This is a genomic window from Pseudovibrio sp. Ad5, assembly GCF_001623095.1.
Lineage (GTDB): Bacteria > Pseudomonadota > Alphaproteobacteria > Rhizobiales > Stappiaceae > Pseudovibrio.
The window spans coordinates 157,091-183,274 of the sequence record NZ_LMCH01000015.1; the positions used below are offsets into that span (position 1 = coordinate 157,091).

At 49.8% G+C, this 26,184-nt stretch carries 15 protein-coding genes; 4 read left to right on the top strand and 11 right to left on the bottom strand.

Annotation, left to right across the window (positions count from 1 at the left end; translation table 11 throughout):
- From PsAD5_RS09485 to PsAD5_RS09500, 4 genes are all read left to right on the top strand, one after another.
- Nucleotides 1–1,563: an indolepyruvate oxidoreductase subunit beta family protein gene (locus tag PsAD5_RS09485; protein ID WP_063291930.1), complete on the top strand. Its 1,563-nt coding sequence runs from the start codon at nt 1–3 to the stop codon at nt 1,561–1,563.
- 580 nt (nt 1,564–2,143) lie between these two features.
- Nucleotides 2,144–3,421, top strand: a complete 1,278-nt coding sequence (locus PsAD5_RS09490) for an aromatic amino acid transport family protein (RefSeq protein WP_057465273.1) — start codon at nt 2,144–2,146, stop codon at nt 3,419–3,421.
- 70 nt (nt 3,422–3,491) lie between these two features.
- Complete coding sequence (locus PsAD5_RS09495; protein ID WP_063291931.1) at nt 3,492–4,862, top strand: L-serine ammonia-lyase; 1,371 nt, start codon at nt 3,492–3,494, stop codon at nt 4,860–4,862.
- Nucleotides 4,863–5,019: 157 nt separating this feature from the next.
- Nucleotides 5,020–6,108 (top strand): endonuclease/exonuclease/phosphatase family protein, encoded by a 1,089-nt coding sequence (locus PsAD5_RS09500; protein WP_063291932.1) that lies wholly within the window; start codon nt 5,020–5,022, stop codon nt 6,106–6,108.
- Nucleotides 6,109–6,189: 81 nt separating this feature from the next.
- On the opposite strand, the gene PsAD5_RS09505 is transcribed toward PsAD5_RS09500, so the two are convergent.
- Genes PsAD5_RS09505 through PsAD5_RS09555 form a run of 11 tightly spaced genes read right to left on the bottom strand, consistent with a single transcriptional unit; the run spans nt 6,190 to nt 26,164 of the window.
- A complete protein-coding gene (locus PsAD5_RS09505) occupies nt 6,190–9,336 on the bottom strand; it encodes a hypothetical protein (RefSeq protein WP_057465396.1) in 3,147 nt (1,048 codons plus the stop codon).
- Between the two features lie 30 nt (nt 9,337–9,366).
- Complete coding sequence (locus PsAD5_RS09510) at nt 9,367–12,618, bottom strand: hypothetical protein (protein WP_063291933.1); 3,252 nt, start codon at nt 12,616–12,618, stop codon at nt 9,367–9,369.
- Nucleotides 12,619–12,663: 45 nt separating this feature from the next.
- Nucleotides 12,664–15,402, bottom strand: a complete 2,739-nt coding sequence (locus tag PsAD5_RS09515; protein WP_063291934.1) for a hypothetical protein — start codon at nt 15,400–15,402, stop codon at nt 12,664–12,666.
- A gap of 50 nt (nt 15,403–15,452) precedes the next feature.
- On the bottom strand, nt 15,453–19,082 hold the full coding sequence (gene tssM / locus PsAD5_RS09520; RefSeq protein WP_063291935.1) for a type VI secretion system membrane subunit TssM: 3,630 nt from the start codon (nt 19,080–19,082) through the stop codon (nt 15,453–15,455).
- Complete coding sequence (gene icmH / locus PsAD5_RS09525) at nt 19,079–20,497, bottom strand: type IVB secretion system protein IcmH/DotU (RefSeq protein ID WP_063291936.1); 1,419 nt, start codon at nt 20,495–20,497, stop codon at nt 19,079–19,081. The genes tssM and icmH overlap by 4 nt, the downstream gene beginning before the upstream one ends.
- 28 nt (nt 20,498–20,525) lie before the next feature.
- Nucleotides 20,526–21,863: a type VI secretion system baseplate subunit TssK gene (tssK, locus tag PsAD5_RS09530; RefSeq protein ID WP_063291937.1), complete on the bottom strand. Its 1,338-nt coding sequence runs from the start codon at nt 21,861–21,863 to the stop codon at nt 20,526–20,528.
- The gene (gene tssJ, locus PsAD5_RS09535) at nt 21,863–22,357 is read right to left on the bottom strand and encodes a type VI secretion system lipoprotein TssJ (protein WP_082597106.1); all 495 of its coding nucleotides are present in this window, start codon (nt 22,355–22,357) and stop codon (nt 21,863–21,865) included. The genes tssK and tssJ overlap by 1 nt, the downstream gene beginning before the upstream one ends.
- Nucleotides 22,347–23,162 carry a type VI secretion system-associated FHA domain protein gene (locus PsAD5_RS09540; RefSeq protein WP_208988562.1) on the bottom strand — a complete coding sequence of 272 codons (816 nt, stop codon included), beginning with the start codon at nt 23,160–23,162 and terminating at the stop codon, nt 22,347–22,349. Before PsAD5_RS09540 ends, tssJ begins: the two co-directional genes overlap by 11 nt.
- 4 nt (nt 23,163–23,166) lie before the next feature.
- The gene (locus PsAD5_RS09545; RefSeq protein WP_057465268.1) at nt 23,167–23,457 is read right to left on the bottom strand and encodes a PAAR domain-containing protein; all 291 of its coding nucleotides are present in this window, start codon (nt 23,455–23,457) and stop codon (nt 23,167–23,169) included.
- Nucleotides 23,454–24,047: a DUF6931 family protein gene (locus PsAD5_RS09550; RefSeq protein ID WP_063291938.1), complete on the bottom strand. Its 594-nt coding sequence runs from the start codon at nt 24,045–24,047 to the stop codon at nt 23,454–23,456. The genes PsAD5_RS09545 and PsAD5_RS09550 overlap by 4 nt, the downstream gene beginning before the upstream one ends.
- A gap of 8 nt (nt 24,048–24,055) precedes the next feature.
- Entirely contained in the window at nt 24,056–26,164 is a 2,109-nt protein-coding gene (locus PsAD5_RS09555) for a type VI secretion system Vgr family protein (RefSeq protein ID WP_057465266.1), read from the bottom strand.
- Between the last annotated feature and the right edge of the window lie 20 nt (nt 26,165–26,184).

Consider the following 26,184-nt stretch of genomic DNA (forward strand, 5'->3'; position numbering starts at 1 on the left):
ATGGATATCGACACTCAATGGCAGGCTTTGGGAACAGGCGAGGATGAAACCCGCACTATCACGAAAATCGCTATTTTCGCTGTTGGCGGGCAGGGCGGTGGTGTCCTCACAGACTGGATCGTCAACTTAGCTGAAGCCAACGGCTATAAAGCCCAGTCCACCTCTGTCGCAGGTGTCGCCCAGCGCACGGGCGCAACGATCTATTACGTTGAAATGGCACCAGACACTGGCAAAGCCCCCGTCTTCTCTCTCAGCCCAGCGCAAGGCGATGTCGACATCGTCATTTGCGCGGAGCTCATGGAAGCAGGCCGCGCTGTTATCCGTGGTTTCGTGACTGCTGATAAGACAACGCTCATTGCCTCATCTCACCGCATTCTGGCGGTCTCGGAAAAGATTGTGCCGGGCAAAGGGGAGCAGGACAGTGATGTCGTCCTCTCTCGTCTCGGAAATGCCTCCCAAAAACTGGTCGCCTTCAATATGGAAGAGGTCGCTGCAGACAATGGCAGCGTGATCTCCTCCAGCCTGTTCGGCGCACTTGCCGGTTCAGGCGCATTGCCATTTCTCAAAAGCACCTATGAAGACACCATCCGCAAAGGCGGTAAAGGCGTCAAAGCAAGTCTGGCCTCCTTCAATGCGAGCTTCGAGCACGCCCAGTCATCAGCTGCTGCTGGAAGCGCTGGTACCAAGCGACCAGAACAACCAAAGTCTGAGAAGGCACTCACAGTCCGCGGGCCTGAGAAGAAACGCGCAGCCTGGCAACTGCTTTTATCCCGCATTGAAGCGCTTCCAAAACAGGTTCACGAGATGGCGCTGGCAGGGCTGCGCAAGACCGTTGAGTTTCAGGATCTGGAATACGGTGAGGAGTATCTCAATCACCTCGAAATCGTGCTCGCAAGCGATACCGAAAATTGCAATTGGGAGTTCACCAGAGTTGCGGCCAAGTATATCGCAAATGCTATGTGTTATGACGACACGATCCGTGTTGCCGACATAAAAACGCAAAAAACACGCTTGCAACGCGTTGAAAGGGAAATTGGGTTAGGAGCCGAAAACCAGCTGGAACTGACCGAATATCTCCACCCGCGCATGGAAGAAATCTGCGGAACTCTGCCAATTTGGCTCGGTAAATGGATTGAAGCCCATCCTAAAGTGTTCAACTGGCTGGATAGAAGGGTGAACAAAGGGCGACGCATAAGAACGCACTCCGTTCGAGGCTTCCTCAGCCTCTGGCTCATCAGCAGCCTGAAACCCTGGCGCCGCAGTTTTCTGCGCCATGAAATTGAGACAGAACATCTCCAAAACTGGCGGGATCTTGCGATTAAGACCGTGCATTCGGACTATGATCTTGCTGTTGAGATCCTCACTTGTCGCCGGCTCATCAAAGGATATTCGGACACACATAAACGCGGGCACTCCAAATTCGACCGGGTTCTTTCCTCTCTCACACTCCTGAAAGACAGAAAAGACGCCGCAGATTGGCTCAGACGTCTCAGAGAAGCCGCGCTTTTGGATGAAAAAGGCGAAGCTTTGGAAGGTGCAATGAAGACAATTCAAACCCTCTGATTGAAAACAGGGGGAAAGAATGTCGCATTTGAAATTTTTCCTCCGATTATAATTAATGTATGCATTTGTGTGCCTTAGCGAAAATACGGTGTTTTTCCGAGCGCACAAAATGCGCGTGCAAGGGGCATATTGTCATCATTTGAGGACAGGTGAACGCATTAGATTCAGGCATACACCTGAATGCAATTTTACTTATGCGAATTACTCAAATGACGCCAAAGTACCTCTAGGTCAGTGATATACGCTTGGGAAACAGTGTGTTGACTGCATATATTAGAATGCGCGTATATTGTGTGAACTGTAGGTTTGACGAAGAGCCAAAGCTGATTAATAGGAGTTCGGTGAAAAATCCTATTTAATATAATTATTTACAGCGCCGCGGCAGATTGTTGCACGCGCACTGGGGGCTCGCGCTATTAAACTGAAGTCGTATTCAGTATCGCTGCGTTATTATGGCGCGCAGGATGTGTATTAAAACGTATGGTCTTAAAATTTTAACATAAGTATATCAGGTCCCCGTCCTAGAGAGATTGGGAAATTCTCCTAGGGCACATGAGTGGCACATGGGGAAATAAAAGAAATGTCAAGCATCAATGCGACCGAAGTCGAAGTCGCCCCGAAAGAAACGGTTAAATATACAAAAGAAGATCTTACCTGGTCTTTGTCCATGTTCGGTACCGCCGTCGGTGCCGGTGTTCTGTTTCTTCCAATCCGTGCAGGTCTTGAAGGCTTCTGGCCGCTGATCCTGATCGCAGCTCTCGTAGGTCCAATGACCTACTTCTCTCACCGCGCATTGGCTCGCTTTGTTCTTTCCTCCAAGAACAAAGACGCAGACATCACAGACGTGGTTGAAGAACACTTTGGTAAAGCAGCTGGCCTGCTGATTACCTTCTTCTATTTCTTCGCGATTTACCCAATCGTGTTGATCTACGGTAACGCGATTACCAACACCATCGACAGCTTCATCGTCAACCAGTTGGCAATGCCTGCAGTTCCACGCTGGCTCCTCTCTGGTATTCTCGTTGCAATGATGATGGGCGTAATGATCCTTGGTCGCCGCCTGATGCTCGTCGCAACTGAGCTTCTGGTGTACCCACTGGTGATCATCCTGTTCGGTATGTCTGTATACCTGATCCCATCCTGGTCTTTTGAAGCCATGAGCTTTGATATGATCCCAGAAACCGGCACTTTGTTGACAGTGGTGTACCTCACCATTCCAATGCTTATCTTCTCCTTCAACCACAGCCCAGCCGTCTCCTCCATGGCTCTGGCTCAGCGCGAAGCACATGGCGATAATGCGGTGGCAAAGTCCGATATCATCCTGAAGCGCGCATCTGTGATGCTCCTCGGCTTCGTTATGTTCTTCGTATTCAGCTGCGTTCTTGCACTGACACCTGAACAGCTGATGGAAGCAAAACAGCAGAACCTGCCAGTCCTGTCTTACCTTGCAAACGTGTTTGACAGCCCGCTGATCTCCTTCATGGGCCCACTGGTTGCGTTCCTTGCAATCTTCTCTTCCTTCTTCGGTCACTACCTTGGCGCAAAAGAAGGTCTTGCAGGCATTGCTAAGAAAGCTGCTCCAAAAGCTGTTGAAGGCTTGGGCGAAAAGAAATTCAACACACTGCTTGTTGCATTCTTCTTCTTCTCCGTCTGGGGTGTTGCAATCATCAACCCATCCGTTCTTGGCATGATTGAAGGCCTGGGTGCTCCGTTCATCGCAGCAATCCTGTTCCTGATGCCAATGTACGCAATCAAAAAAGTCCCAAGCATGAAGAAGTACGACGGTGCGCTGTCCAACATCTTCATCACCATCATGGGCATTGTCGCAATCTCTGCGATCGTAAAAGGCCTCTTCTAAGAAGGCCAACTAACAAAAATAAACCGGTGTCTTCGGACACCGGTTTTTCTCTCCCACTGAGGTTCACGTTATGTTCAGCGTTTTTGACATCTTCAAAATCGGTGTAGGTCCATCCAGCTCCCACACAGTCGGGCCTATGAAAGCGGCAAAGCAGTTCATTGATAGCCTGCGTGCTCAGGATAAACTGCGTGATGTGACGCGTATTGCAGTTGACATATACGGCTCTCTGTCTCTGACAGGCAAAGGCCACCACACAGACACAGCAATTATTATGGGGCTTGGTGGCAACTCTCCGGAAACCGTTGATATTGACAGCATTCCAGAGTTCATTCAGCGCGTAGAACAAACCGGTCGCCTCCCGGTTGGCATGCATTGCCACGTGGTTGACTTCCCGAATGATGCAATCACATTTAATCGTCCAGCACTTGAGTTGCATGAAAACGGCATGTCCATCCATGCCTTTGCAGGTGGAGAAAAGATCTTCTCCAAAACCTACTATTCCATCGGCGGTGGGTTCATTGTGGATGAAGAGAATTTCGGTAAGGCTTCAGAAAACGAAGTTTCGGTGCCTTATCCATACAAATACGCTTCAGAATTGCTGGAGCATTGCCGCCAAAACGGTATGAGCATTTCCGCGCTTGTTCTGGAAAACGAAAAAGCATTCCGCAGTGAAACAGAACTGCGTGAGAGCTTTGGTCGTATCTGGAATGTGATGCGCGATGGCATAAAGCGTGGCAGCAACACGGAAGGTCTGCTGGCGGGTCCGCTCAAAGTCCCACGCCGTGCAGCAGCACTACGCCGTCAGCTGACGGCGACAGAGCGCAGCAGCAACGACCCGATGGCGACGGTTGACTGGGTCAACATGTTCGCGCTGGCCATATCAGAAGAAAATGCAGCAGGTGGCCGCGTTGTAACAGCACCAACCAACGGTGCAGCAGGTATCATTCCTGCGGTTCTCGCGTACTATGACAAGTTTATTGAGCGTCTTGAGCCTGAGCACTACACAAAATTCTTCCTCGCCTCAGGCGCCATTGGAGCGCTGTATAAGACCAATGCATCCATCTCCGGTGCAGAAGTTGGCTGTCAGGGTGAGGTTGGTGTTGCGTGCTCCATGGCAGCAGCAGGCCTTGCAGAGCTGCTGGGTGCGAGCCCGGCTCAGGTCTGCATTGCAGCTGAAATCGGTATGGAGCACAATCTGGGCCTCACATGTGACCCTGTTCTCGGGCAGGTTCAGGTGCCTTGCATCGAGCGCAACGCAATAGCCTCTGTCAAAGCGATCAACGCAACACGTATGGCTATGCGCCGAAACTCAGATCCATGTGTTTCTCTCGATAAAGTCATCGCGACCATGTACGAAACCGGCAAGGATATGCTGGCAAAATACAGAGAAACCTCACAGGGTGGTCTTGCGCTTAAAGTGGTGCCGGTCGCAGCAGAGTAAGCAGCAACCAATGTGTTTAAGATAGGAAAGCTGGCCTTTAGGTCAGCTTTTTTTGTTTTGCTCAGCCATTTTGCGGAAACACTTAAAACTGCAAGAACACTCGGAACGGGCCACTAACCCATGTTTGGTACTCCCAAAAGAAAAAAGGGAGAAACCCATGAAATCCTTGCTACTGGGTGCAACGATCATCGGATTGGCCATGCCGACAGCCTTTGCTCAAGACAAGCCTGTCACGATCGTCAGTTACAACGTGCAAAATCTCTTCGACACCATTGATGATGAGAACAATCCACGAGATGACACCTACCTTTCCAAAGAAGCAAAAGAAGCCCGTGGTAAGGATCATGAAGACGCGTGTGAGAGCTACAATGATAAAGGTTCTCACTATTACAAACAATGCATTGAGCTGAACTGGGGCGAGGAAAGCTACAAGCAAAAATTGATGACACTGGGCGCTGTCATTCGTTCCTTCCCGGAAACGCCGGACATTTTGGTTTTACCTGAAACAGAAAACAAAAAGGTGCTTGATGATCTGGTCAATAAAGCACTGGCCGGTCTGGACTACACCTCAGTCATTCAGCTGGACACCTCCAACAATGAGCACAATCGCGGTATTGATGTTGGCATCATCTCGCGCTTGCCGCTTAAGGGAGAACCGGAGACAATTAAAGTGTTTGGCGAAGATGGCGACAATCCCCACGATTGCCATCCAACCCGTGATATTGTGAAAGCTCAGTTTGAGATGCCAGACGGCGAAACAATGCATGTCTTTGGTGTTCATTTTCCATCTGGCGCGGCCTATCAATGCCGGAAAGATGCGATGGAAGTGCTGAACAAAGAACGTGCAAAGCTTCCTGATGACGCAAATGCGGTTGCTGCTGGCGACTTCAATTTTAATTGCACAGACATTCAAAATGGTGAGTTTCAGGCCCTGGCGAGAGAAGGGAACTGGAGTTATCCGCCTGAGATAGTCGGGTGTGCAGCCCCGGGCAGTGCATTTTACTATAAGGATCAGAGCTGGTCATTTTTGGATATGATCCTCGTTTCCGGTGCATTGCGTCCCGATCAGGACAGCAACAGTACATGGTTTGCTGATTTGGGTAGCTTCCACACAGTTGTCACGCACCCGAGCCAGTACGCACAGGATGCAAGAAACAGAGTACGCCCAAAGCGCTTTAATCCCGACAATAATCAGGGCGCCAGCGATCACTGGCCAGTCTTGATGCGGTTCCTGAAACGTTTCTGATAGCCGCTTACAACACTGCAAAAAAAAAGAACCGGCCTGAAAGTTCAGGCCGGTTCTTTGCTGTTTACGTTACGGGGTGGATCAGGTCTTATAGAGCTTCAGATCTGCCGTGATTTCACGGTGTACGAGCTCAATTTGAGCTGACATCGCATCAACAACGGCTTCCATCTCTGAATGACGTTGCCCTGCTGACCACTTCTCGATCTTGGGGTTTTCCGGCTTGTCTGTCACCGGAGAGTAGGCATCCAAAGCCTTCTTCAGGTTATCCAGCTCTGTATCAACCTGTGTGGCATAATCAAACACCGCTTTCATACCATCCGGTTTGCTCAGTTGCTCATCCCGCACCTCTGGGTACTTGAATGGGTCGCCATTACAAAGGTTATGCAGCTCCTTGATGGAACGATCAATGTTTGGTGTCAGACAACTGTCTCTGGCCATTCGTGGATAGGCTCGCGTGGTAGCTGCCTTCTTGAACAAGAACCAGGACTTCAGGGTCAGATCAGGCGTACAAGGATGCCAGTTCTCCACCTTTGGCACTCGGCGCAGTACAACAGGATCATCGCTGTAAAGCGTCTCAAAGTACCGCACAACTGCAGAACATACATCTGTGCTGGAAACCAGCACCTCCGGCGTCAAACCACTGTTCCGGCCAACCTGGCGGGCAATGGGGTCTTTTTCCTCCACAATTCCGTAGGCGAGCACACACTTGGCAAGCGTGGAATTGCCTGCAATCGCAGCACGTGCCGCTTTACGGTTTGCAGGGTCCATCCGCGCTTCCTGATACTTCTTCCAGCCATAAATAATCTTCGCGCGGCCATAGGTTTTATAACCGAAATCAGATAGCGCACGGCCCATGTTCATACCTGCCGAGATGCCGGCAGAAGCCTGTGTTGCATCAGCCAAGCGCGCAATTTCAGCGGCAACACCAACAACGGAGAAGAAGGTGTTCAGCGTCTTCTGGCTCACCTGAATAGCGGCCTGTGTATGTCGCTCTTTGATTGCATGGTAATAGACCGAGTTACTCGCTTCAGCCATGTTGACGTTCTTGCGCCATTTCTCGACCTCAGCAGATTTCTTCGCCAACGCGATTGCATCCATGGTCAATTTTCTGATCGCTTCTGCAAGGCCTGTTGCAGGGAAGATCGTTGTGACTGCCTTTACACCACCACTCGCAATGGTCTCGATCATCTTGATCTTCATTTGAGAAGCTTTGATATCAGCAAGCAGAGTGTCGATGGCCTTCAAAGATTTCTCAACGGCCTTTTCATCATTCGGGTCATCAGGTGAGGAAGCTTCTGCAATAAGATCTTGCAGAGCCTTGTGCTCTTCATCTGCGCGCTTCTCGATTTCGTCCATGTAAGCCTTGCGCTCTTTAGGATCAGCAAGCTTTTCCTTCAGACTAGCAAGCGCATTGCCTGTTTTTTCTTCTTCGATCTTTTTCAGCGCAGCTGCTGTATTCTTCTTGACGATTTCGGCGTCTTTTTCATCGCGACCTGGTTTCTTGAACTTATCGAGACCACCGGTCAGCAAAGCGTTGACATTTGCCATAATGTCTTCGTCAGAAAGAAGCTCCATACTCTTCTCAACGCTCTGGACACCCGCGCTTGGACCAGCAAGTTTCAGTTTTTTCTCAAGAATTTGCTGCGGTGTCAGGCCTTCAGTCTCAGCTTCGCCTTCTTCTGTCAACTCACCTTGATCTGGCTGAATCTTGCCCGTGATGGCATCACCAATGGCATCAGAACCAGTCGCGCTGGCGAGGTTTGCCAGGCCTCCTGTGAGGGCTTCTGCAAAGGCCTGATAGTCGCCATTAATCAACGCCTTTGTCGCTGCGCCTGCATCAGTCGTTGCAATCATCGCAGCTTTAAGCGCTTCACCAACAATCTCAGGAGTAGTGGATTCCGTACCGCTCAACTGTGAGCCTGATGATATTGCTGTAGAGAGGGAATCCGCTAGTGTCCCGATGATGGACATCACCGCTTCTTGCTTGGCGTCTTTGTCGGGGGCCTGTGTGGCTTGCAAAATCTTCTCTGAAACACGACCACCAGCCATAGCAACGTCGATCAGGCCGGAAACACCTTCAAAAATATTGCCGTGGTCATCCTCGCCTTTGCGGTCAGACGCGGATTTGTCAAAAGCAGCGCCAGCAGAGAGAACTTTTTTGATCTCTTCACCAATCATCTCGCCAGCTTCGTTCGCAAAGCTCAGCTTATCTGCGGCTGTTTTGCCTTTCTGCTCTGAAAAGACAATACCTTTTTCTGCAGCTGCAAGACCGGTGTCGAGTAGTGTAGTTGTTGCAGTAAACAACGCACGCTGTTCAGCCACCCAATTGGCGTCCTTTGAGAGATTTTCTCCCAGCGAGTTCAAGGCTGAGTCAATATTGGTTACTTTCTGCAGCTGATCTCCATACTTCCCAGCATCTTTTGCTGCTTTGATGACATCCTCTGAGCTTGCATTCGCATCCATGCCAAGAGACTTGCGCAAATCGCCTGTTACTTGGCCTTTCTGGTTGTTGAGGACGTCCTGTTTGGCAGAAATCTGATCTTTGTCAGGTGCATCACCTGCAACTGTATTCAAATTGGCCAGAGTGATTGCATTGGATCCGATAGATGAGGCAAGCGTCACGACATCACGCGCAAAACCAATGGCTTCTAACGTGTTCTCGTGTTTGGAAGCAGTTTCGCTATGTTCATCAAGCTTTTGCTCATAGATTTTTGCACCGCCCTTGAACATCTTCTCAAACTGGCTGTAACGGGAAGGGACTAGATTTGATGGAATGATCCCTTCACGAACCAGCGGAGTCCAGAGTTCACGTGTGATGTCCTCTTCAGAAAACATCTCGTTGCCATCTTTATCTTTGGCCGCAATCATCTCGGCTTGTCGTGCCAGAATGCGTTCAAAGGAAGCATTGAGCTTCTTCAGGGTCTCAGCATTGATAGCCCCGCTATCGGCGCGAATATCAGCGCGGGTGTCAATCTCTGTCTGCATATCCCCGGTCATCCAGGGCATCTTTGTACCCGAGCCGGGGAGCTTGAACCATTTTTCATTCCGCGCCAGCGTTACTTCAAAGTTCTGTGCCTCGCGAATGGTTTCTTTGTCTCCATCCAGCTTGGTCATAATGTCATTCAAACGTCCAGCTTTGGCTGCAACACGTTCGGCATTTTGTTCAAAATTGCCGGCGCCTTGTTGCGCTGTTTTGAGCCAATCGAGCTGTTTTCCGGTAAGGGGCATGACAAACTCCAACGTGTTCAGGAGAACGGGTTAAGAACTATAAGTCTTCACATCTGCTCTGGCATCGCGGAGGATCAACGTTGCTTGTGCTCGCAAAGAATCCGCGACTTCCATCATTTCGGTATGTAATCGGCCACCAGTCCAAGCCTGTGTCTTCTTGTCTTTTGGTTCAGCAGTGACTGGGCGATATCCCTTGAACTCAAGTTCAAGAGTCTCAAGATGCTTTTGAACATCCTGAGCGTAGGTCAGGATCTTTTCCTGCCAGTTATCTTCAGAAATCATGTCATCTCGAACAGAGGGGTAGTTGAACGGGTCTCCACCACACAAGGTGTGCAGTGCCTTCAAAGCTTGCTCGATAGCTGGTGTCTTACAGCTTTCCTTAGCCATCAAAGGATAGGCTTTCTTGGTCGCCGCACGTTTAAAGCTAAACCAGCTCTTGAGCGTCAGATCCGGTGTTCCAGGGTGCCAGTTTGCAACCTTCGGAACACGCCGCAGGACAACAGGATCTTCACTGTAAAGCGTCTCAAAATACCGCACCACCGCAGCACAAACGTCACTGTTTGACACCAGGACTTCAGGTGTCAAACCGCAGTTGCGTCCAACTTGCTGTGCAATCGGGTCCCGTTCTTCAACAATGCCGTAGGCAAGCACACACTTGGCAAGTGTCGAGTTCCAGGCAATGGCCTCGCGGGCCTTCTTGCGGTTCTCTGGATTTTTGCGGGCATCAAGATACTTCCGCCATCCAAAAACGACCTTAGCGCGTCCGTAAGTTTTATAGCCAAAATCAGAGAGCGCCTGACCCATGTTCTTTGCAAGAGAAAGCCCCGTAGAGGCTTGCGTTGAATCGGCCAGACGCGTGGCCTCTGTAGCCACGCCAATGATAGATAGGAAGGTATTGATTGTCTTCTGACTGACTTGAACCGCGGCCTGTGTATGGCGCTCCTTACAAGCGTGGTAATAGGGCGAATTGGCGGTTTGAGCCATTTTCACGTTTCTGCGCCACTTTTCAACTTCAGCAGCTTTCTTACCAAGAGCAACTGCGTCAAACGCAAGTTTTCTGCAAGCCTCAACCATGCCCGTTGCCGGAACAACACGCACCAGAACCTGAACACCACCCTTGGCAATCTTTTCAATCAGCTTGTACTTCATTTCAGAGGCTTTGATGTCAGCAATCAGTCTTTCGACCGCTTCCATTGATTTCTGAAGAGCCTTCGTGTCTTCAGGATCAGGAGGAGGGGAAGCCTCCTCGATCAGGTTTTTCAGCGCTTTTGTTTCTGCTTCCACATCCGCTTCGAGTTTTTCCATAAACTCTTCGCGTTCTTTCTTGTTGGATTGCTTCTTCTTAAAATCGGCAAGTGCGTCCCAGGATTTCTTCGCTTCCATCTTCTGAATGGCAGCATTCGTTCGCTTTACCGTTTCAGCATCCATCTTCTTCTTGTCATTTGCCTCACGGAAGGCATCCTGCATTTCACGCATATTATTCGTGATTTTGTGCAAATATTGTGGATCATGAAAACCATCAAGAAACGCCTCGCGCTCCGTTCGTTTAAACGTACAACCAGATCGTTCCAGCTTGCGATCCATAAGTTCGCGGGCTGAGAGCTCACTAAGTTCTTCTTTTTCCTCATCAGTGTTGAGAGGAAGATCAGGCTTGGCCATTGCGGCGAGGGGGCCTGTGGTAGCAGAAGAAGCTAGCTGCATTAAACCTAGAACAAGGGATTCAGAAAAGGCTTTGTAATCCTTATCTTTGAGCGCTTTAACAGCAGTACCGGTGTTGACACCTAAGACAAAAAAAGCCTTGATTGAAACACCAATCAGTTCGGTTTGGTCATTCTCATTTCCAGGACCTGGCCCAGGATCACCGTAGGCATATGCTTTGCTTTCATCCTTGAGAGTCAGCGCAGAATCTTGTTTACCCGTATCGATATGGCCTTGAACGTCACCTGCTGCAAAAAAAGCCTCAGCAAGGGAGTCGGCGATAGAGCCGGCAATTTGCAAAACCGCATTCTCTCGCTCTTTGTTCGTTTTTGCTTGCGTTGCTAAGGCAATCTTCCGCGCAACTTGGTTGGCTTCAATCGCGACACTCACAGCACCTGCGGCATAAGAAATATTCTGGAGCATATCCTTATCTGCGGCGCCTTCAAATTCTATCTGGTCGGTGGTTTGGTGCTCTTCTTGCTCGTAGGTTTTGCCTGTTGCTTCCAATGCAAGCTTAAGTTGGCCAGCAACGATATCAGCAGCGTCTTGGGCAAAGGCGAGTGTGTTTCTTGCGTTCTTTTGTCTCTCCGAAAACTGGATACCTTTTTCTGCCATGGCTAGACCGCCATCCAGCAACGACGTGGACATCGTCAGTAAAGCTTTTTCCTCTTCGAAAAGCTTGTTTTGCCCCATTAGCTGCTCAACGAGCTGTGATTGGGCTGCTTCTACATTCTGGTAGCTTTTGATCTCGCAACTATATTCACCACGTCGGGCTGCCTCTTCCAACACCTCTGCATCCGAAGTGTTTGCACCCATTTTGAACTCAGTACGAAGGTCTCCAGCAATCTGATCTTGCTTCCCTTTCAGAACCTGACGTTTGGCTGCAATTTCGCGTTTTTCTGCCAGTGAACGAGATTGGTCTTCAAAGTTGGCAATGGTCAGTGCGCTACTGCCAAGACTTCCGGCCAGTGAGACGACATCACGCGCAAACCCAATGGCTTCAAGCGTGTTCTCATACTTTGAAGCCGTTTCACTATGTTGCTCCAGCTTTCCCTCATAGATCTCAGAGGCACCCTGGAACATCTGCACAAATTGACTGTATTTATCCGGCACAATGTTGGAGGGAATGATCCCTTCGCGAACCAGCGGAGTCCAAAGTTCCCGGGTGATATCTGCATCACTGAAAAGCCGTGTCTTCCCATCCTTCTTCTTCGCCGCAATCATTTCTGCCTGCCGCTCGAGGATTTTGCCGAAAGCGGCATTGAGCGCATCAACATTTTCAGATTGAATGAGAGGCGTTTCAGAAGTCACGTCCGCGTAGGAATCTACCTCGGTTTTCATATCACCGGTCATAAAGTCCATTTTGCTTTTTTGCAGCTTGCGCTTAAAAACATTTGGACTTCGGGCGAGCTCAATTTGAAAATCCTGAGCTTGGTGAATAACCGACTTATCTGCATCCAATTTAGCCAAAATATTGGTCAGTTCTGCAGATTTCTTCTCTTCGTTTTCACTATCAGATTCGAAGTTCTCCACGCCGCCTTGAGCCTGTGAGAGCCAGTCAATTTGAGACGGAGTTAACGTCATGATAAACTCCAGTGTGGGATCGTTTTCGATCCTTCTTGTTGTATCTTAGCCACCAAGAGAGAGCAGCTTCACTTCCAGCTGAATCAGCTCAGGACGCAGTATGTTCAGATCATTCGGCAGATCGCTGAAGGGGTGTCGCATATAGAGCTGAATAGCCTGACTGTTGTCCAGTTGCGCAATCAGTGGCCGCACTTGCCTTAGGGCATTTTCGCGGGCTTTCTTGCGCTCTTTCAGGTCTTTTGATTTGTCAGCAATAGCTGCAACTTGCTTTGGCAACTCTGCAAGGGCCAACGGTTGAGAAATGCACGACGAGAACTTTCGCAAAGCAGCGACATCCACCGCTTCTTCACCGGCATCCTGCTTGTCTTTCACTGCATTGACAAAAGAGCTGTCGATATACTGCTTGGCTTTGATCAGGCGTGCGATGCATTTATCAGAAAACGTTGAGATGTCTCTCGCAATGTCCTCTCTGAAGCCCGTAATTTCACCACGCATTGCATCCAGAGCACCTTCCAGCTCTTTCAGTTTAGCAAGGTTTTCTTTGTGCGTATGAGAAGCGTCAGACTGATCTTCCAGCTCCGCGATTTCCATGCGAAGTTCTTTCAAACGAGATGTATCAAACTTGCTGGGGTCAACGCGATCAACACCCTTGTAGTAAGCAAGGATACGCTTGATGGAGATATCTTTCGACGTCATCATATCCAGCTCATCTTTAAGCGGGCCGGATTTGGTGAGGAAGGCGTTCTTAGCTTCCTTCTGATCTTTCTGTCGGGCAACACCCTTCTTGTAATCGACTTCCAGTTTTTTGAAGTACTTCAGCTCTGCCTTACTGAAGCGATCTGCATCTGTGATTTTCTCGCCTCTCTTCTCCATCTCAGCAAGCTTGTGAAGATGGCTCAACTGGCCTTCCAGTTCGTGGACAAAACGGTCAACGCGGAAGATCAGGCGGTTCGCCAGATCAAGTGAATGGGCCAGTTCGTCATTTGTGGTTGCGTTGTAGGCAAGGTCTTTCGCTTGATCGAAAAAGACATCCAGATCACCATGATATTGCTTGATCTCATCTGGCGCGAATAGAGAACCAACCATCTTGGCAAGGCTGGGATCTGCTTTCCCCATTTGTGCGAGCAGTTTTGGGATCTCTGTAAACTGGTTCTCGATGATCTTAACTTTGGTGTCGAACAACTCTCGGTTTTTGACGGCCTTACGAACACCTTCTTCGAGTGGGTGTAATTGCTTGGCCTCCATTTCAGTGCATGAAGCCAGCGCTTTTTCGATGTTCATGGAGAGGGCTTCTTCTTCCAGTTCATCGATGTCATCCGTGAGGCGCAACCGTTCTTCGATGTAATAAGCACCTTCCTTGCCTTTCGAGATCTTGTCGATTTTCTCGCGTAGCTTATCTAGGTTTTTAGTCAGCTTTTTATAGGCACCGGGATCCTTCTGAATGCCGGAAAGGATGGCTTCAGCTTTCAGGAACTCCTCAACAGCTATATCTTCCACACCTGTCACACCGGATGCTTTCAACTCATCAAGAAAGTCAAATGTTTGAAGAAGACTGTCGATGGTTTTGCGCGGAATTTCCTTCGCATCTTTGGGGCGACGTGGAATTTGGATCATCACGTCCTGATTCAAGCCAGGGACATCTCCCGCACGCTTGATCGCACGACGTTCATCAGGTTTGGTGACCAGATTTCCCTGCTTGTCGTAAAGGACCAGTTTCTTCAAATCATCGCGGAAGCGCTCTGTACGCTCACCAAGTTGCGCCGCATCCCATCGCGCTTCTTTTCTCATGCTGTTCTTGTGTGCTGCGGAGGCCTTGAGAGAACTAAGCAAACTGCGAATGGTCGGGACCGTTCTTGAGGCGTCCGACATGTAATTATCAAGTGTGGTTTCAATGTCGCCAGCAGCGTCCGCAACACCGGAGTTGCGCAAACTTGTCGCCAGCTTTTGAATATGGTTCTTGAGCTGATCAAACTCCCCAACCGCAGCCATGGCCATCTCATTCTCATAAAGCAGGATTTCCCAGGCAGGATCGTCTTTGGGCACCTTCGCTGCTCTGACGTCCTTCAAGGTTTTTCCAAGGCGTGTTGCTGGTCCGGAAAATCCAATACCGGTCATCGATTTGATACCCTGACCAACTTCCATGACATATGGCTTCAACTCAGCCGGAACAGGAGGTTCTGCTGGTTTGCTCTTGGCCGCGGCTACAACGCCTTGCCAAAGCGTCTGCATATCATCAACGGTGGATTCGGCATCTATTAGGCTGTTATGTGCACCATCCGTATCTTTGGTTTTGATCTCCAAAGCAGCGGTTTGAATGAGCGCTTTCGCATTTTCATAGCTTTTGTCAAAAGCAATTGCTTCGCTTGGATAATTTTCAAAATCTTTTTTATGTCCATAAATAGAGTTGAGACGTTCCAGAAGCTGCTTACTCTGGCTTGCAAGCGCTGCCAGAGCATCTGCATCGGTGTCTTCATTCTCATGAACAAAATGGTCTTTAACGTCGGCTTTTAACTCAGAGAGTTGCGCGGTGACATCTTTGAGCTTTTCATCACTCTCTGCTTTTATGCGCTCAGCAGTTGCTTCTGTAACAGCCGCTTCAACTTTTTTGTCGTCTTCAGCTTTTGTCTTAGCTGTCGCCTGTGCAATCTCTTTCTCTTCTTTTTCTTTGATTGCTGCGGCTGTCTCACGCTCAGCCTCATCCTGTTCCTTAAAGGCCCAGCCGAGTGCTCTATAAACTGATTTCACCCACTCAAGTTGTTGGGGCGTTAGTTGATCGTCAGACATTCGAGGCTCCAATTGGTTTTATTATTATCGAGAACCACTAAACCTGTATTTTAGGTATTGAGCTCCTTAGGACAGGTGAAATTCTGAAGCAGCCTGGCTGAGAATGGATTGTTCACGCTGTTGGCCATGAGGTTGAAGGTGGCAAATCGATTTCCAAGCGTAAATCTCACCTTGTATTGATCGGGTAGCTCAGTTTTTGTCACGCTTGCCTTTTCCAATAAACGAAAGAGGGACCATGGTCCGCTGAGATTGATGGAGTTCGATTCTCCGGCAATCGCAGGGAAAAATGCGAGACTTGCAGCTGGTACACCTTCGCCAGGCCAATTCAACTCAATCGGGCGTGTTGGACCATGCGCATAGCTCACTGTTGTCCCATCCACGGTGAGGGCAACTCTGGTTGATCCGACGTCCAGATCCAAGGGTGTCATCGTGAATGCAACAGATGGTTTATCCCCCCCATTTGCGAAATATGCGTTGCGAATATTGTTAGCTTTTTCGAAGACTTCAAGGTTGTCTTTTGAGACATCAATCTTGGCGTTGTCGCTCTCTCTCCATTTCCACGGTGTGGAGGAGGTATCGACGAATGATTTGATGTTGGTATTGAAAAACGCTTCAATCTTGCCACCCGGTTTGAACAGGGTCGAAAAGTCGTCCAGCATCACCGAAGCTTGCTGACCATTTGCCACCGGATAGCGGCCAGAAAGAGCATTGCTGCACAAAGGTAAAACCTCTGAATCCCAGGCTGCATTGATGGCTTTTTGAGCATCGTTTACGGTAACTTGTGAGGAGAACTGAAGCATTTCCAGTATCCAGCTTTGCAGCGGCATAGGAACGTTAGGTGCTTCATCTTTCAGTGTTTTAACCGCATCACTCCCGCCGCCAAGAATATAGCTTAGGGCGTCTTGCTGAGTGTTGTTAGCCAATAAAATCCGGTTAAGTTCACGATAAAGATCAGTGACCTTCATCAACAAAGCGTCGAGTGGAGTGGTGCCACTCCCTGACCCTAACGTGAAACTATCAAGAGGCTCAAAGCGCGCCTGCACAGAAGTGCCCGGTGGAACCGGTTTCGGGCCACCTTCACTCGTCGGAACAGCTTCACCAAGCACTTCAACAAGCTGCTGCTGTCTCAGGTTGGTGGTCGCGCGGGCTTCTTCCTGCGCAATACGAGCTGCTCCGCCTGCAACGTTCTGAGCAACGCCGGTAGCACTGGATGGAGCTTCAGTCCGAGTAAGCTGTGTTTGCTCAGCCACTGAGACGAGAAGATTGCGGATAGGTGAATTGGGCCCGGAAGCGGTGTTAATGACATCTGTCGCCTGCGACAGGCTTGTGAACTTCACAATGCGCAGGTCAGCCAGCATCGCATCCCACATGCGCGCGTAGTCATCCAGATAAAGCCCTAAAACGCCACGTTCGATACGGGTGACAGTCTCTTCCTTGTTTTCCAACTGACCGTTTGGACCCAGCACCCAGCTTTCTCGAACGAAACTCTGAATGCTATCAACCAACTGAGGAAGGAACACACCACGGAAACCTTCATAAGTGTAAAGGCCAGGAATACCTTCGCTCAAAGGTTTGCCTGAAGATCGTGTGAAGACGCGAGTTACAGCAGATCCTGCAGCTTCGTCAGGACGCCACTCCGGAAGACTTTGAGCGGCTTGTCCTGCTTTGATAAAGGAATAAGCCAGCTCCGCGATTGGAGTTGCATTCAGAATCTCTCGAACCTGACTAACCAACTCTGTATTCACATCAATTCGCACCTTAAAGGGCTGGTCCAGCAACGCTGCAAGATGATTTGAAAGTTGGTCGCGCTCTGTTACTTGTCGAGGGTCACTGTAAAGGGACTGCCAATCAGTTTCTTCCCAACGCTGAATAACCTCCGGTTCCAGGGGACCTTTATCCGCCAGTTCCAGATAAATCCGCAAGGCTTCAAACAGGAATTCTGGATTGTCTATGTTTGCGACCATTTGCTGCTCAAGGCGGAGCATCATGCGTGGTCGCAAATAGCGCTCCAGTCCGTTGTGATAAAGCGCATCCGCATCCTCTGAAACATTCGGAATCTGGTTAAGGCCCCAACGTTCATTTTGAGGTGGTTTCTCCTGCTGATCCGCAAAGCCGCCTGGCAGGTCTCGAAGGTAGTTCAGCAACGGCAACACAGATAGGTAGTTGGCATCATTGACGCGCACAGCATCAATTCGGTCAGCAAATTTGGGGTATTCTTTCAAGTCAGCTTGGGCGCGGTTGATGATGTTTTCCTGGTTCATCTCATAGCTGATGACCCAAACCGTTGTTAAAAATGCAAGAACGATCACACAAGCAGCAAAAGAGAGGCGCTTGCGGATCTTCTGTTTGCGCATCACTTGCTTGCTCTCGCCCGCAAGGTTGCCTTCGCCAAAAATCAGGTCAAAGAACAAGCGCTCCAGAAAATACGCGTGTTTCTCGTAGGGAGCAGAGGGAAGTGCCTGTCGGCCAATCCCATAGGCATGCGCAATCGAACCTGCAAGCAAGTCAACAGGTTGACCTTCCTGGGTGGCAGAGGTGAAATAAACCCCACGCAAAAAGCTGCGGTCCTCATAACGATTAGGACGGAACATCTCGGTCAGGAAATCATTCAGCACGGTTCGCAGCGAGGCCATTTGTTGCGGGAAGCTGAAGATCAGACTTCTGTGCTGTATGTCCGTTTCTTTATTCAGGTAGTCGTAGACGCGCGAGTTGAGCTGCTCCATGAGCAACTCATATTCCTCATCGAAATGACTGATCGCATTCTCGGAGGATTTGCCGTCATCAACGGGGAAAGTCATACCCCAGGCTTGGTGTCGCTCATCTCTGCCAAGGACTTGGAAGTAGTCGGCAAAACCGGCGATCAAATCAAGCTTAGTGAACATCACGTAGATGGGAAAGCGAAGGCCCAGTTGCTTCTCAGCTTCCTTGAAGCGTTGTTTGACCGTCCGCGCCATATCCAGACGCTGATCCGAACGCATTGTTGCGAGCTTTGCAAGATTGATCGCAATGATCATGCCGTTCAGCGGCTGACGGCGGCGGTTTTTCTTAATCAATGAAAGCAGTGTGTTCCAGCCAGAAGCATCGATGACCTCATCTTGGTCCTGCATGGTATAACGGCCAGCGCTGTCAACGATGATCGCGTTGTTGCTGAACCAGTATTCGCATTCTGCAGTGGGCTCAATCGTCGCTGCATCCACTTTCTGGCCCAGTTTGTGAGCCAGTGGAAACTTCATTCCAGAACGTAAAAGAGCAGTGGTCTTGCCAGATTCCTCTGGCCCAATCATCAGATACCAGGGCAGCTGATAGATCACCTTACGGCCTAGTTTACCATCGACACTTGCCGTTTTGAGAATGTTCAGACTCTTCTCAACCTTGCCAGAGACCAGCGCTGCTTCATTCTTCGCCAGCTCTTCAGGATCGACTTCAGGCTCTTCTTCTTCCTCTTCTTCTTCGTTCTTGGCTTCTGCTTCTCTTGCTCGCCGGGAAAGGCGTCCAATATTGATCGCGGCCCAGATCATCAAAAGGCCCATGACGATCAGCATACGAACGACAGCCATCGCAAAAGGTTTTGCGCCGAAGATCGATAGACTTGGGCCATAAATCCAGATGACCGCACACAATATTAGTGTGATGAGGAGCGTAACAAACCAAAAGGGGAAAAAGCGTTTGAGTTTCTTCATTGCTGGCCTCCCTGGCCAGAAGGCGGAATAAGCGTAATATCAATGCGCCTGTTCTGAGCACGCCCTTCAGCTGTTGCATTGGTCGCAATTGGATCAGCTGATCCTCTGCCGATGGCTTTGACACGTGTCCTGTCTGTCAGTCTGACCTTGATGAGATCTGCAACTGTTTGAGCACGCGCCTTGGAAAGTGCAACATTGTTCGGATAACGGGCATTTCGAATTGGAATATTGTCTGAAAAGCCAACTACATTGATGGTACCAGGCTGCGTGTTCACCGCTTCAGCGACACGATTGACGACTGGAATAAAGCGGGCAGTGAGCGTATCTCTAGCAGTTGCAAACATGCCAGAACCTGTCAGGCGTATCACCACGTTGCCTTGCACATCCATCACGACGACAAGACCTTGCCGGATCTCAGGAGCAAGGAACCTGCTAACTTGCAGATAAGCAGGCAACGTGCTGTTACGAACGACTTGAGGTGAGGAAGGTGTTCCAGGTGCTGCCTGTTGTTGTGGCAAGTTCGGTAGAGCTGCTCGTGGCGGAGCAGGTTGGTGAGTCAGATCAATTGGGCTTGTGTTGATTAAAGACTCATACTGGAACGCAATGCGCTCACTTTTCTCTCCAAGCCAAAGCGCAAGCACAGCATAAATCAGCAAGGCGAGGAGTGCTGCTCCAAAGAAGATACCCCACACCGGAATAGACCACTTTAAAGGTCGATACGCATCTTCAACGCCTCTCCAGTGAGGTGAAAGGTCGGTTTCCTGATCTCCTCGCAATGAGCGAATGAGGCGCGATATGCCATAACGCAGGCGCGACATCGTATTGCTGCCTTGCGGCATGATCCGCAAGCGGCCTTCAAACCCCAAAGAAATACAAAGATACAATAATTCCAGAAGATCTTTATCACGGCTTGGGTTGGCCTGCGTCTTTCTTAATAGATCATAAAATCGATCGCCACCGGACACGTCCTTGTGGAAGTTACTGACAAGGCTTTGCGTTGCCCAAATGCTGCGACTGCCCCACGGAGTATTGAGAATTATGTCATCAAGGGTTGCGCAGGCCACATATCTGGCAATGCGAATGGTCTTAGAAGAAAGACCGTTTAGCATAGCGTTGTGTTCGAAAGCACGGATCTCGGAAATAACATGAGAGCGCAGGGCATTCACATCACGGTGCTGAGCGTGATTTCGCAAGCGGGCAGCTAGGGCTAATAAACTGGAGGCTGCTTTGATAAGAGGATTATTCCCAAGTGGGACAAATTGAATATCGTCAGCGCCAAGGAACCAATAGCCCGCAGGCGTTTGCGCCGGAAGGTTGGTACTACCAGCATCAGGATGATCAGGATTGGGTGCATCAGTCGAGATGACAGTGTCGACTGAGTCCACCGAAAGGGCAGTGAAATCCTTCTTTGCCATAATCTCAACTCCTCAGTCCGTTAGCCGCTTATTGCTCTCTGATCGCCCAGAGTTCCATCACAAGTTTCGGGAAATCACCCGCGACATGCATCGCCAGACCGCCAGAAACACGGATTTCGTCCCAATGTGATGAGGCCGGATCCAGTTCGAAATATGCTGTGCCCGTGTGGTACGGGATCTGTCTTGGCGCGACTGGCAGTTGCTTCACTGCGATGCCGGCCAAAGCGGAATTCACAAAGTCTCGGATCTGTTCGACAGATCCAATCGTAATCTGCCCCGGGAAGTGTCGGTTGATCACTTCTGATGGCAGGTCAGCACTAACCGCAAGCACAAACCGAGCGGACTTGATCAGGCTGCGATCAAGCAGCATACCAACACGAACGCCGTACTTGCGCTCTTCCAGCGGTATCGGCACGGCAGTCTGTTCCAGAACAGCAGAAAGGTGCTGTCGCAAATGAGCAATCACAGGAGCGAATGTCTCTGTAAGGGCTTCATGTCGATAAGGCTGAAGTGTTGAGGGACGCCGGGCTGCCGCTGTAAATGTTGCAAGCTCACCAACCAGCTGGATCGAAATCCGATACAGTGCTTCAGGATGGAGCGAGGGTGTTTGCGCAAAGTGGGCGTAGAGTGGTTCATAGCGATTGACGGTCTGCAGAAGCAGAAAATCTGAAATCTCAGCAACACCCTTGCTGCCGGAGTTTGAAACTCGGCCTGCAAGCGCATCTGCCCGGTGGCTCAGCATGCCCCAAATCTCGCGAATGTACCCATAAAGCACTGAGGAGGAATGTGAGGCGAGGCACGTGGAGATGTACTCGTCATCTAAAATAACTTGCTTATCTGCCCGTACTTCAATCACACGGGCGATAGGCAAGCAGATCCAGCCTTCCAGATCCTCAAAGTCGAACTTAAAAGAGAACCGTAGCCGACCAGTTTCCATCTGGACGCTGGCGTCACTGCCGGTGATTGCATCGCGCGCCTCGGATTCATGCACCACATAGCGTGCAGCTGTTTCCTGCACACCTGGATATTCATATTCGTAGGCACCAGGTTGTCGAATAGGTAATGCAAGATAGACGACCGAATTTTTTACGCTTTCAGGAACTGGAATAGACGCAGGAGCGTCACATTCCTGTGGCATCTTGAAAGGCGTACCATCTGGCATCAGACCGCTGGCAAAATTGAGTGCAAACTGGCCCAGTTTCAGGGCTTCCTGATTGATTTTCAGCTCTGTGTGGCCCCAGGGGTGAGGGCGAATGCTCGAGATAGTGTCACTGACCAGCTGTTCCAGATAGCGATCATGCTGCTGAAAGTGCTGTGGCTGTAGAAACAGACCTTCTGACCAGACAACTTTGTTATGAGTGGTCATTAATAGAACCATCCTTCTTTTACTGTCTTGTCGGGCTGCAGAGTAATTTCAAGCTTGCTCAAATACGCAATGAGGCTCGATGGCTGATTGTTTGGAACCATAATCACCGAACTCCATGTTCCTGTATCCACTTTCCGAAAGGCACCGAGCACAGCGACAAATGCCACACTGGGGTCAACCTTGACTGCTACCTTCATGATCTTGTCGGGAGCTATGAAAACTTCCTTCATAGCAAGCAGGTTTTTGCCCAGAACCTGGTCTCCTTTTTCAAACAAAGTGAAAAAGTCATGAGTTTTAAACTCGGCATCAGACGTAAGGTAAAAGATCTTCACCTGAACAGGCGTCGACATCCCATCTGCGTTTTGGTTCAACTCCTTGTCCGCGATGACTGTCGTCGTGATCATGACAGGCATCGGCATCTCGGCGGAGCAGGAGGCCAGACCGATACTCAAAAGCAAAATGTACGCAATGCGTTTGATGTGGCTAATCGTCATTTGGTTTACGAGCTTTGTTCTGAATGTCTTTTTTCGGGGCTACATCCCAGTCCTCAGGAATGGTCTGGTGATGCGTTCTGGGCAATTTAAATGAATCGGATTCCGTGCGGTTGTGATCCCACGCACTTGCACCTTCCTCACTCGAGATGCCGCTTTCACTTTCAAACGGTACTGAGCTGGAATATTTGTATCCTTCAAATCCATAACTAACTGGCGGAATAGGTTCTTTCCCAGCGCTGGCAGGGTAGGAGTCCAGTGTTTCAGTCGCTTTTCTGAGAATAGATTCTGGAGACTCCAGTGGGTCATTCAGAACCTCGGAAAGTTCGTCTTCAGAGGTAACGATCTGGTCATCGACCCAGTCGTCATCCTCCATGTCGAGTTCTTTAGGAAGAAGATTTGCAAGTGGATCAGGGTTCTCAGGTTCTGCAAGAAAGTCATCCACTTTCAGACGGGCATCAGCATCTTCTGGCAACATTTGTGCGCTGATGTAATAGTTTCCGACCCTGATAACATCGCCATCCTGAAGGCCACAGGCCTCACCGTTGGGAACTGGTTCGTCCCAATCATTAACAAAGGTTCCATTGGAGCTGGTATCGACGACGCGGTAGGCCCCATCGTTCCACTCAACGACACAATGACGGCGCGAAAGCTGGTTTGCAGGATCGGGAAGAATCCAATCCGCACTGCTTCCACGTCCAATGACGCAGCGTTCCTGTCGCAGTATGCGCGTGCATTTTCCTGTGTCGACCAACTCATGCCCCTTGGTCAAAATGAGTACTAAAACCATGCTCGTGTTATCAGTCATATCCTCAGCCCCCGATTAAAACTGTGGGCCAGCCAAGGATGATGGTGCCGCCGTGAGCAGTGACATCCAGCATACGCGCCGCCGGCAATCCGGCGATCAAAGTGGTGACACTGCCTTTCATAATTGTATCTGGAGGCCCAACACACACGCACATGTCAGTCATGCGCGCCGCTGGTAAGTTTCCGATCAAAACCGTCGGTGCTCCAAGAGATATCGGGCCTCCTACGTGAGGAACGATACCGGTCACCATTGGACAGACGTGCATGTCTGTCATGCGTGCTGCTGGGAAACTCATAGGGCCTCTATTTCATTATCTGCGAGTGCTCGTCCTAACTTGTAAGCTTTGACTAAGAACTCTTCAGGGTCCTCCACGTTACTGTCGTATACAGACAAAACTATAGATGACCCTACAGCAATACTAGTTAGGTTTTCTGGGGGAGGTGCAGGGTCAAATTCGGGAGATCCCATACTACCGCCACTCCAACCAGCCGCTGCCGCGGCAAGAGAAGCGGCGCTTTTATATCCTCCGTCATCAGCAATTTTCATTGCTGCACGGCGCAGGTCTTCTTCGGGTTTGCGGACCCAATCCTCGGCGGCTTTCAGCGCTATTTCGTCTTCATCGGGTGGTTGACTGCCTTCCGGAAAGGTCGCTCTGCTGACTTGACTGGCCCACCACACTGCACGTGGTTTACTCAGGGCGTGAGCAAGAACCTTAATGGCGTCAGACATGAGCTCCGCTTCTGCCAAGGTATCCACAACTTCGATAGAAGGCTTCTGTCCCTCTATCAATGGTACTGCTTCATCTCCAAGTTCTAAAGGTCTTTTTTCCAGTAGATCCTTGTAGGAGTTGAGGAGCAGTGTAGTATTTGTCACGATATTTTCCATAATGCGCCTCAGTTAATCTTGACGAGAGCACCTTGTACCGTCGTGATGCCAGCACCTTTTAAGGTGGTCAATGTCCCGTCAACGGTCGCCTGAACATCACCTTTTACGGTCACCATCAAGCCTTTCAACTCAGCCTGAGCGGCCTCAAGTTTGAGAGAGCTAGGGCCAGCGGTAAGGGTGATGGACATGGGATCCATTTTGATCGAGCTGCCACCACAGGTGAGCTCAATGGCTTGGGTTCCGGAGACCTTCACAGATCCTGCAGATGCGTCCACTTTCACATCGCCGGTTTGCGAGGTCACACCGATGTCTTTCATGGCTTCAACAGTCTGCGCACCTTGCTTCATGGAGATGCTCTGGTCACCGCTCTCAACTGTAATAGTGTGATTGCCAGACTTGACTGAGAGGGCATCGTCTTTTTCGACAGTTGTGGTTCGGCCACCGGTCTTGATTGTGTAGGTCTCGTCACCCTGATCAACCGTCAGATTGCGATTGTTATAGACCTCGATTGTCTGGTCACCATCTTCTTGCTTGTCGAAACCAATCTTGACGGTTTCATTGTTTTTAACGGTGCGCTCGTAGTCCTTCTCAGCTGTGAGCTGAACGAGTTCCTCATCTTTCTTGTCTTCAAACAAGAACTCGTTGTTCCCGCCGCCTTCCTTGGATGTCTCGCTCTTAAGTGTAGACTTTGTGGCTTCACCGGGCAGGTCATAAGGAACAGTCTGCTCTCCATTGTAAACGCTGCCCACAACAATAGGTCGGTCGGGATCACCATCTAAGAAATCAACGAGGACTTCCTGCCCAACACGGGGAATGTGGAGACCGCCCCAACCTTTACCTGCCCACATTTGCGCTACACGCACCCAGCAAGAAGATTTATCATCGTTCTGTCCGTCACGATCCCAATGGAATTGCACTTTGATCCGGCCATACTCATCGGTCCAGATCTCTTCACCATCCGCGCCAGTAACAACTGCGGACTGCAAGCCATTCATGTTAGGCCAGGGTGTAGTAGAGGCTTTACGGTATTGAACGCTGGAATCGACCGCCTCAATCTCATAGGTGATTGCGTCATAAAATTCCTGCTCTTCATCGCGCGCAAACTCGATTGAGACCTCACAGATCGCCTTCGTGATCAGGTATTCTTTTTCCTGACTTGGGTCGTCTGAAAACTGATCCAATTTGAAAAGGTATCCGGGTCGCAATCCACGTACGTTGCCGCGCGCATATACCTTAGCGTAAGCCGCACTGGCTTCTTCAACGCGCACCTTGGCTCGCTTTTCACCTACACTGACTTCCTCGTAATGGCCGGGATACATGTAACGTGTGCGGCCAGAAAGTTGGTGGGACTTCTTTTCGCTAGCATTAGCTTTCAGATCACTCGTGGGCTTAGTGAAATCATAGTCATTGATTTCAACTTCATCCGTCTGGATCTCTTCATTGTGTCGCCAATCCCAAAAGTGATCAGCTCCGCGACGGAAATGGTCTTCCTCAGAATAGAAGGGAAGGCTGGACTCGCCTTTGATGTCTTCATGAGCGCTATAGGAATCTGCCAATACCATCGTGTGTTGGCCATCCTCATGCTCAAAGTAATAATAGATCCCTTCCTGCTCCATCAGGCGACAGATAAAGTTAAAATCGGTTTCTTGAAACTGCGCGCAATAGGGCCGAGGATCATAACTGTCACTCAGCTTGTTTTTGAAGTCGGTAAAACCTGCTTCCTGAAAGACTTCCTTCAAGATATCTGGCGTCGACTTTTCCTGAAAAATCCGGCAGTTGCTGGTAAGGGTCAAAAACCAAAGCCACGGGCGTACAATAAGCCGGTAAGTTGAATAGCCATGATCTTGTCCCGTATAGATGGCTTTGGTTACAAACCCATTCAGATACTGGTCAGAAGACAGGCTTGTGCCGGACACTTTTTTCATTTCAAGCGTAAGCGTCTGCCCAAGCATCTTATCAAGGCTCAGGTCATGCTCGAATGATCGGCAATCTACGACCATTTCGTAGAGCTCACTCATTTCGCTGGTCATCTTCATCTTCCAAAGGTGGAAGCTGTCATCTCCACCATCGAAGCTGATCGTGAACAGCCGATTTTCAGTTACTTTGCTCGCACACATTCCAGGACCTGCCTATTTCT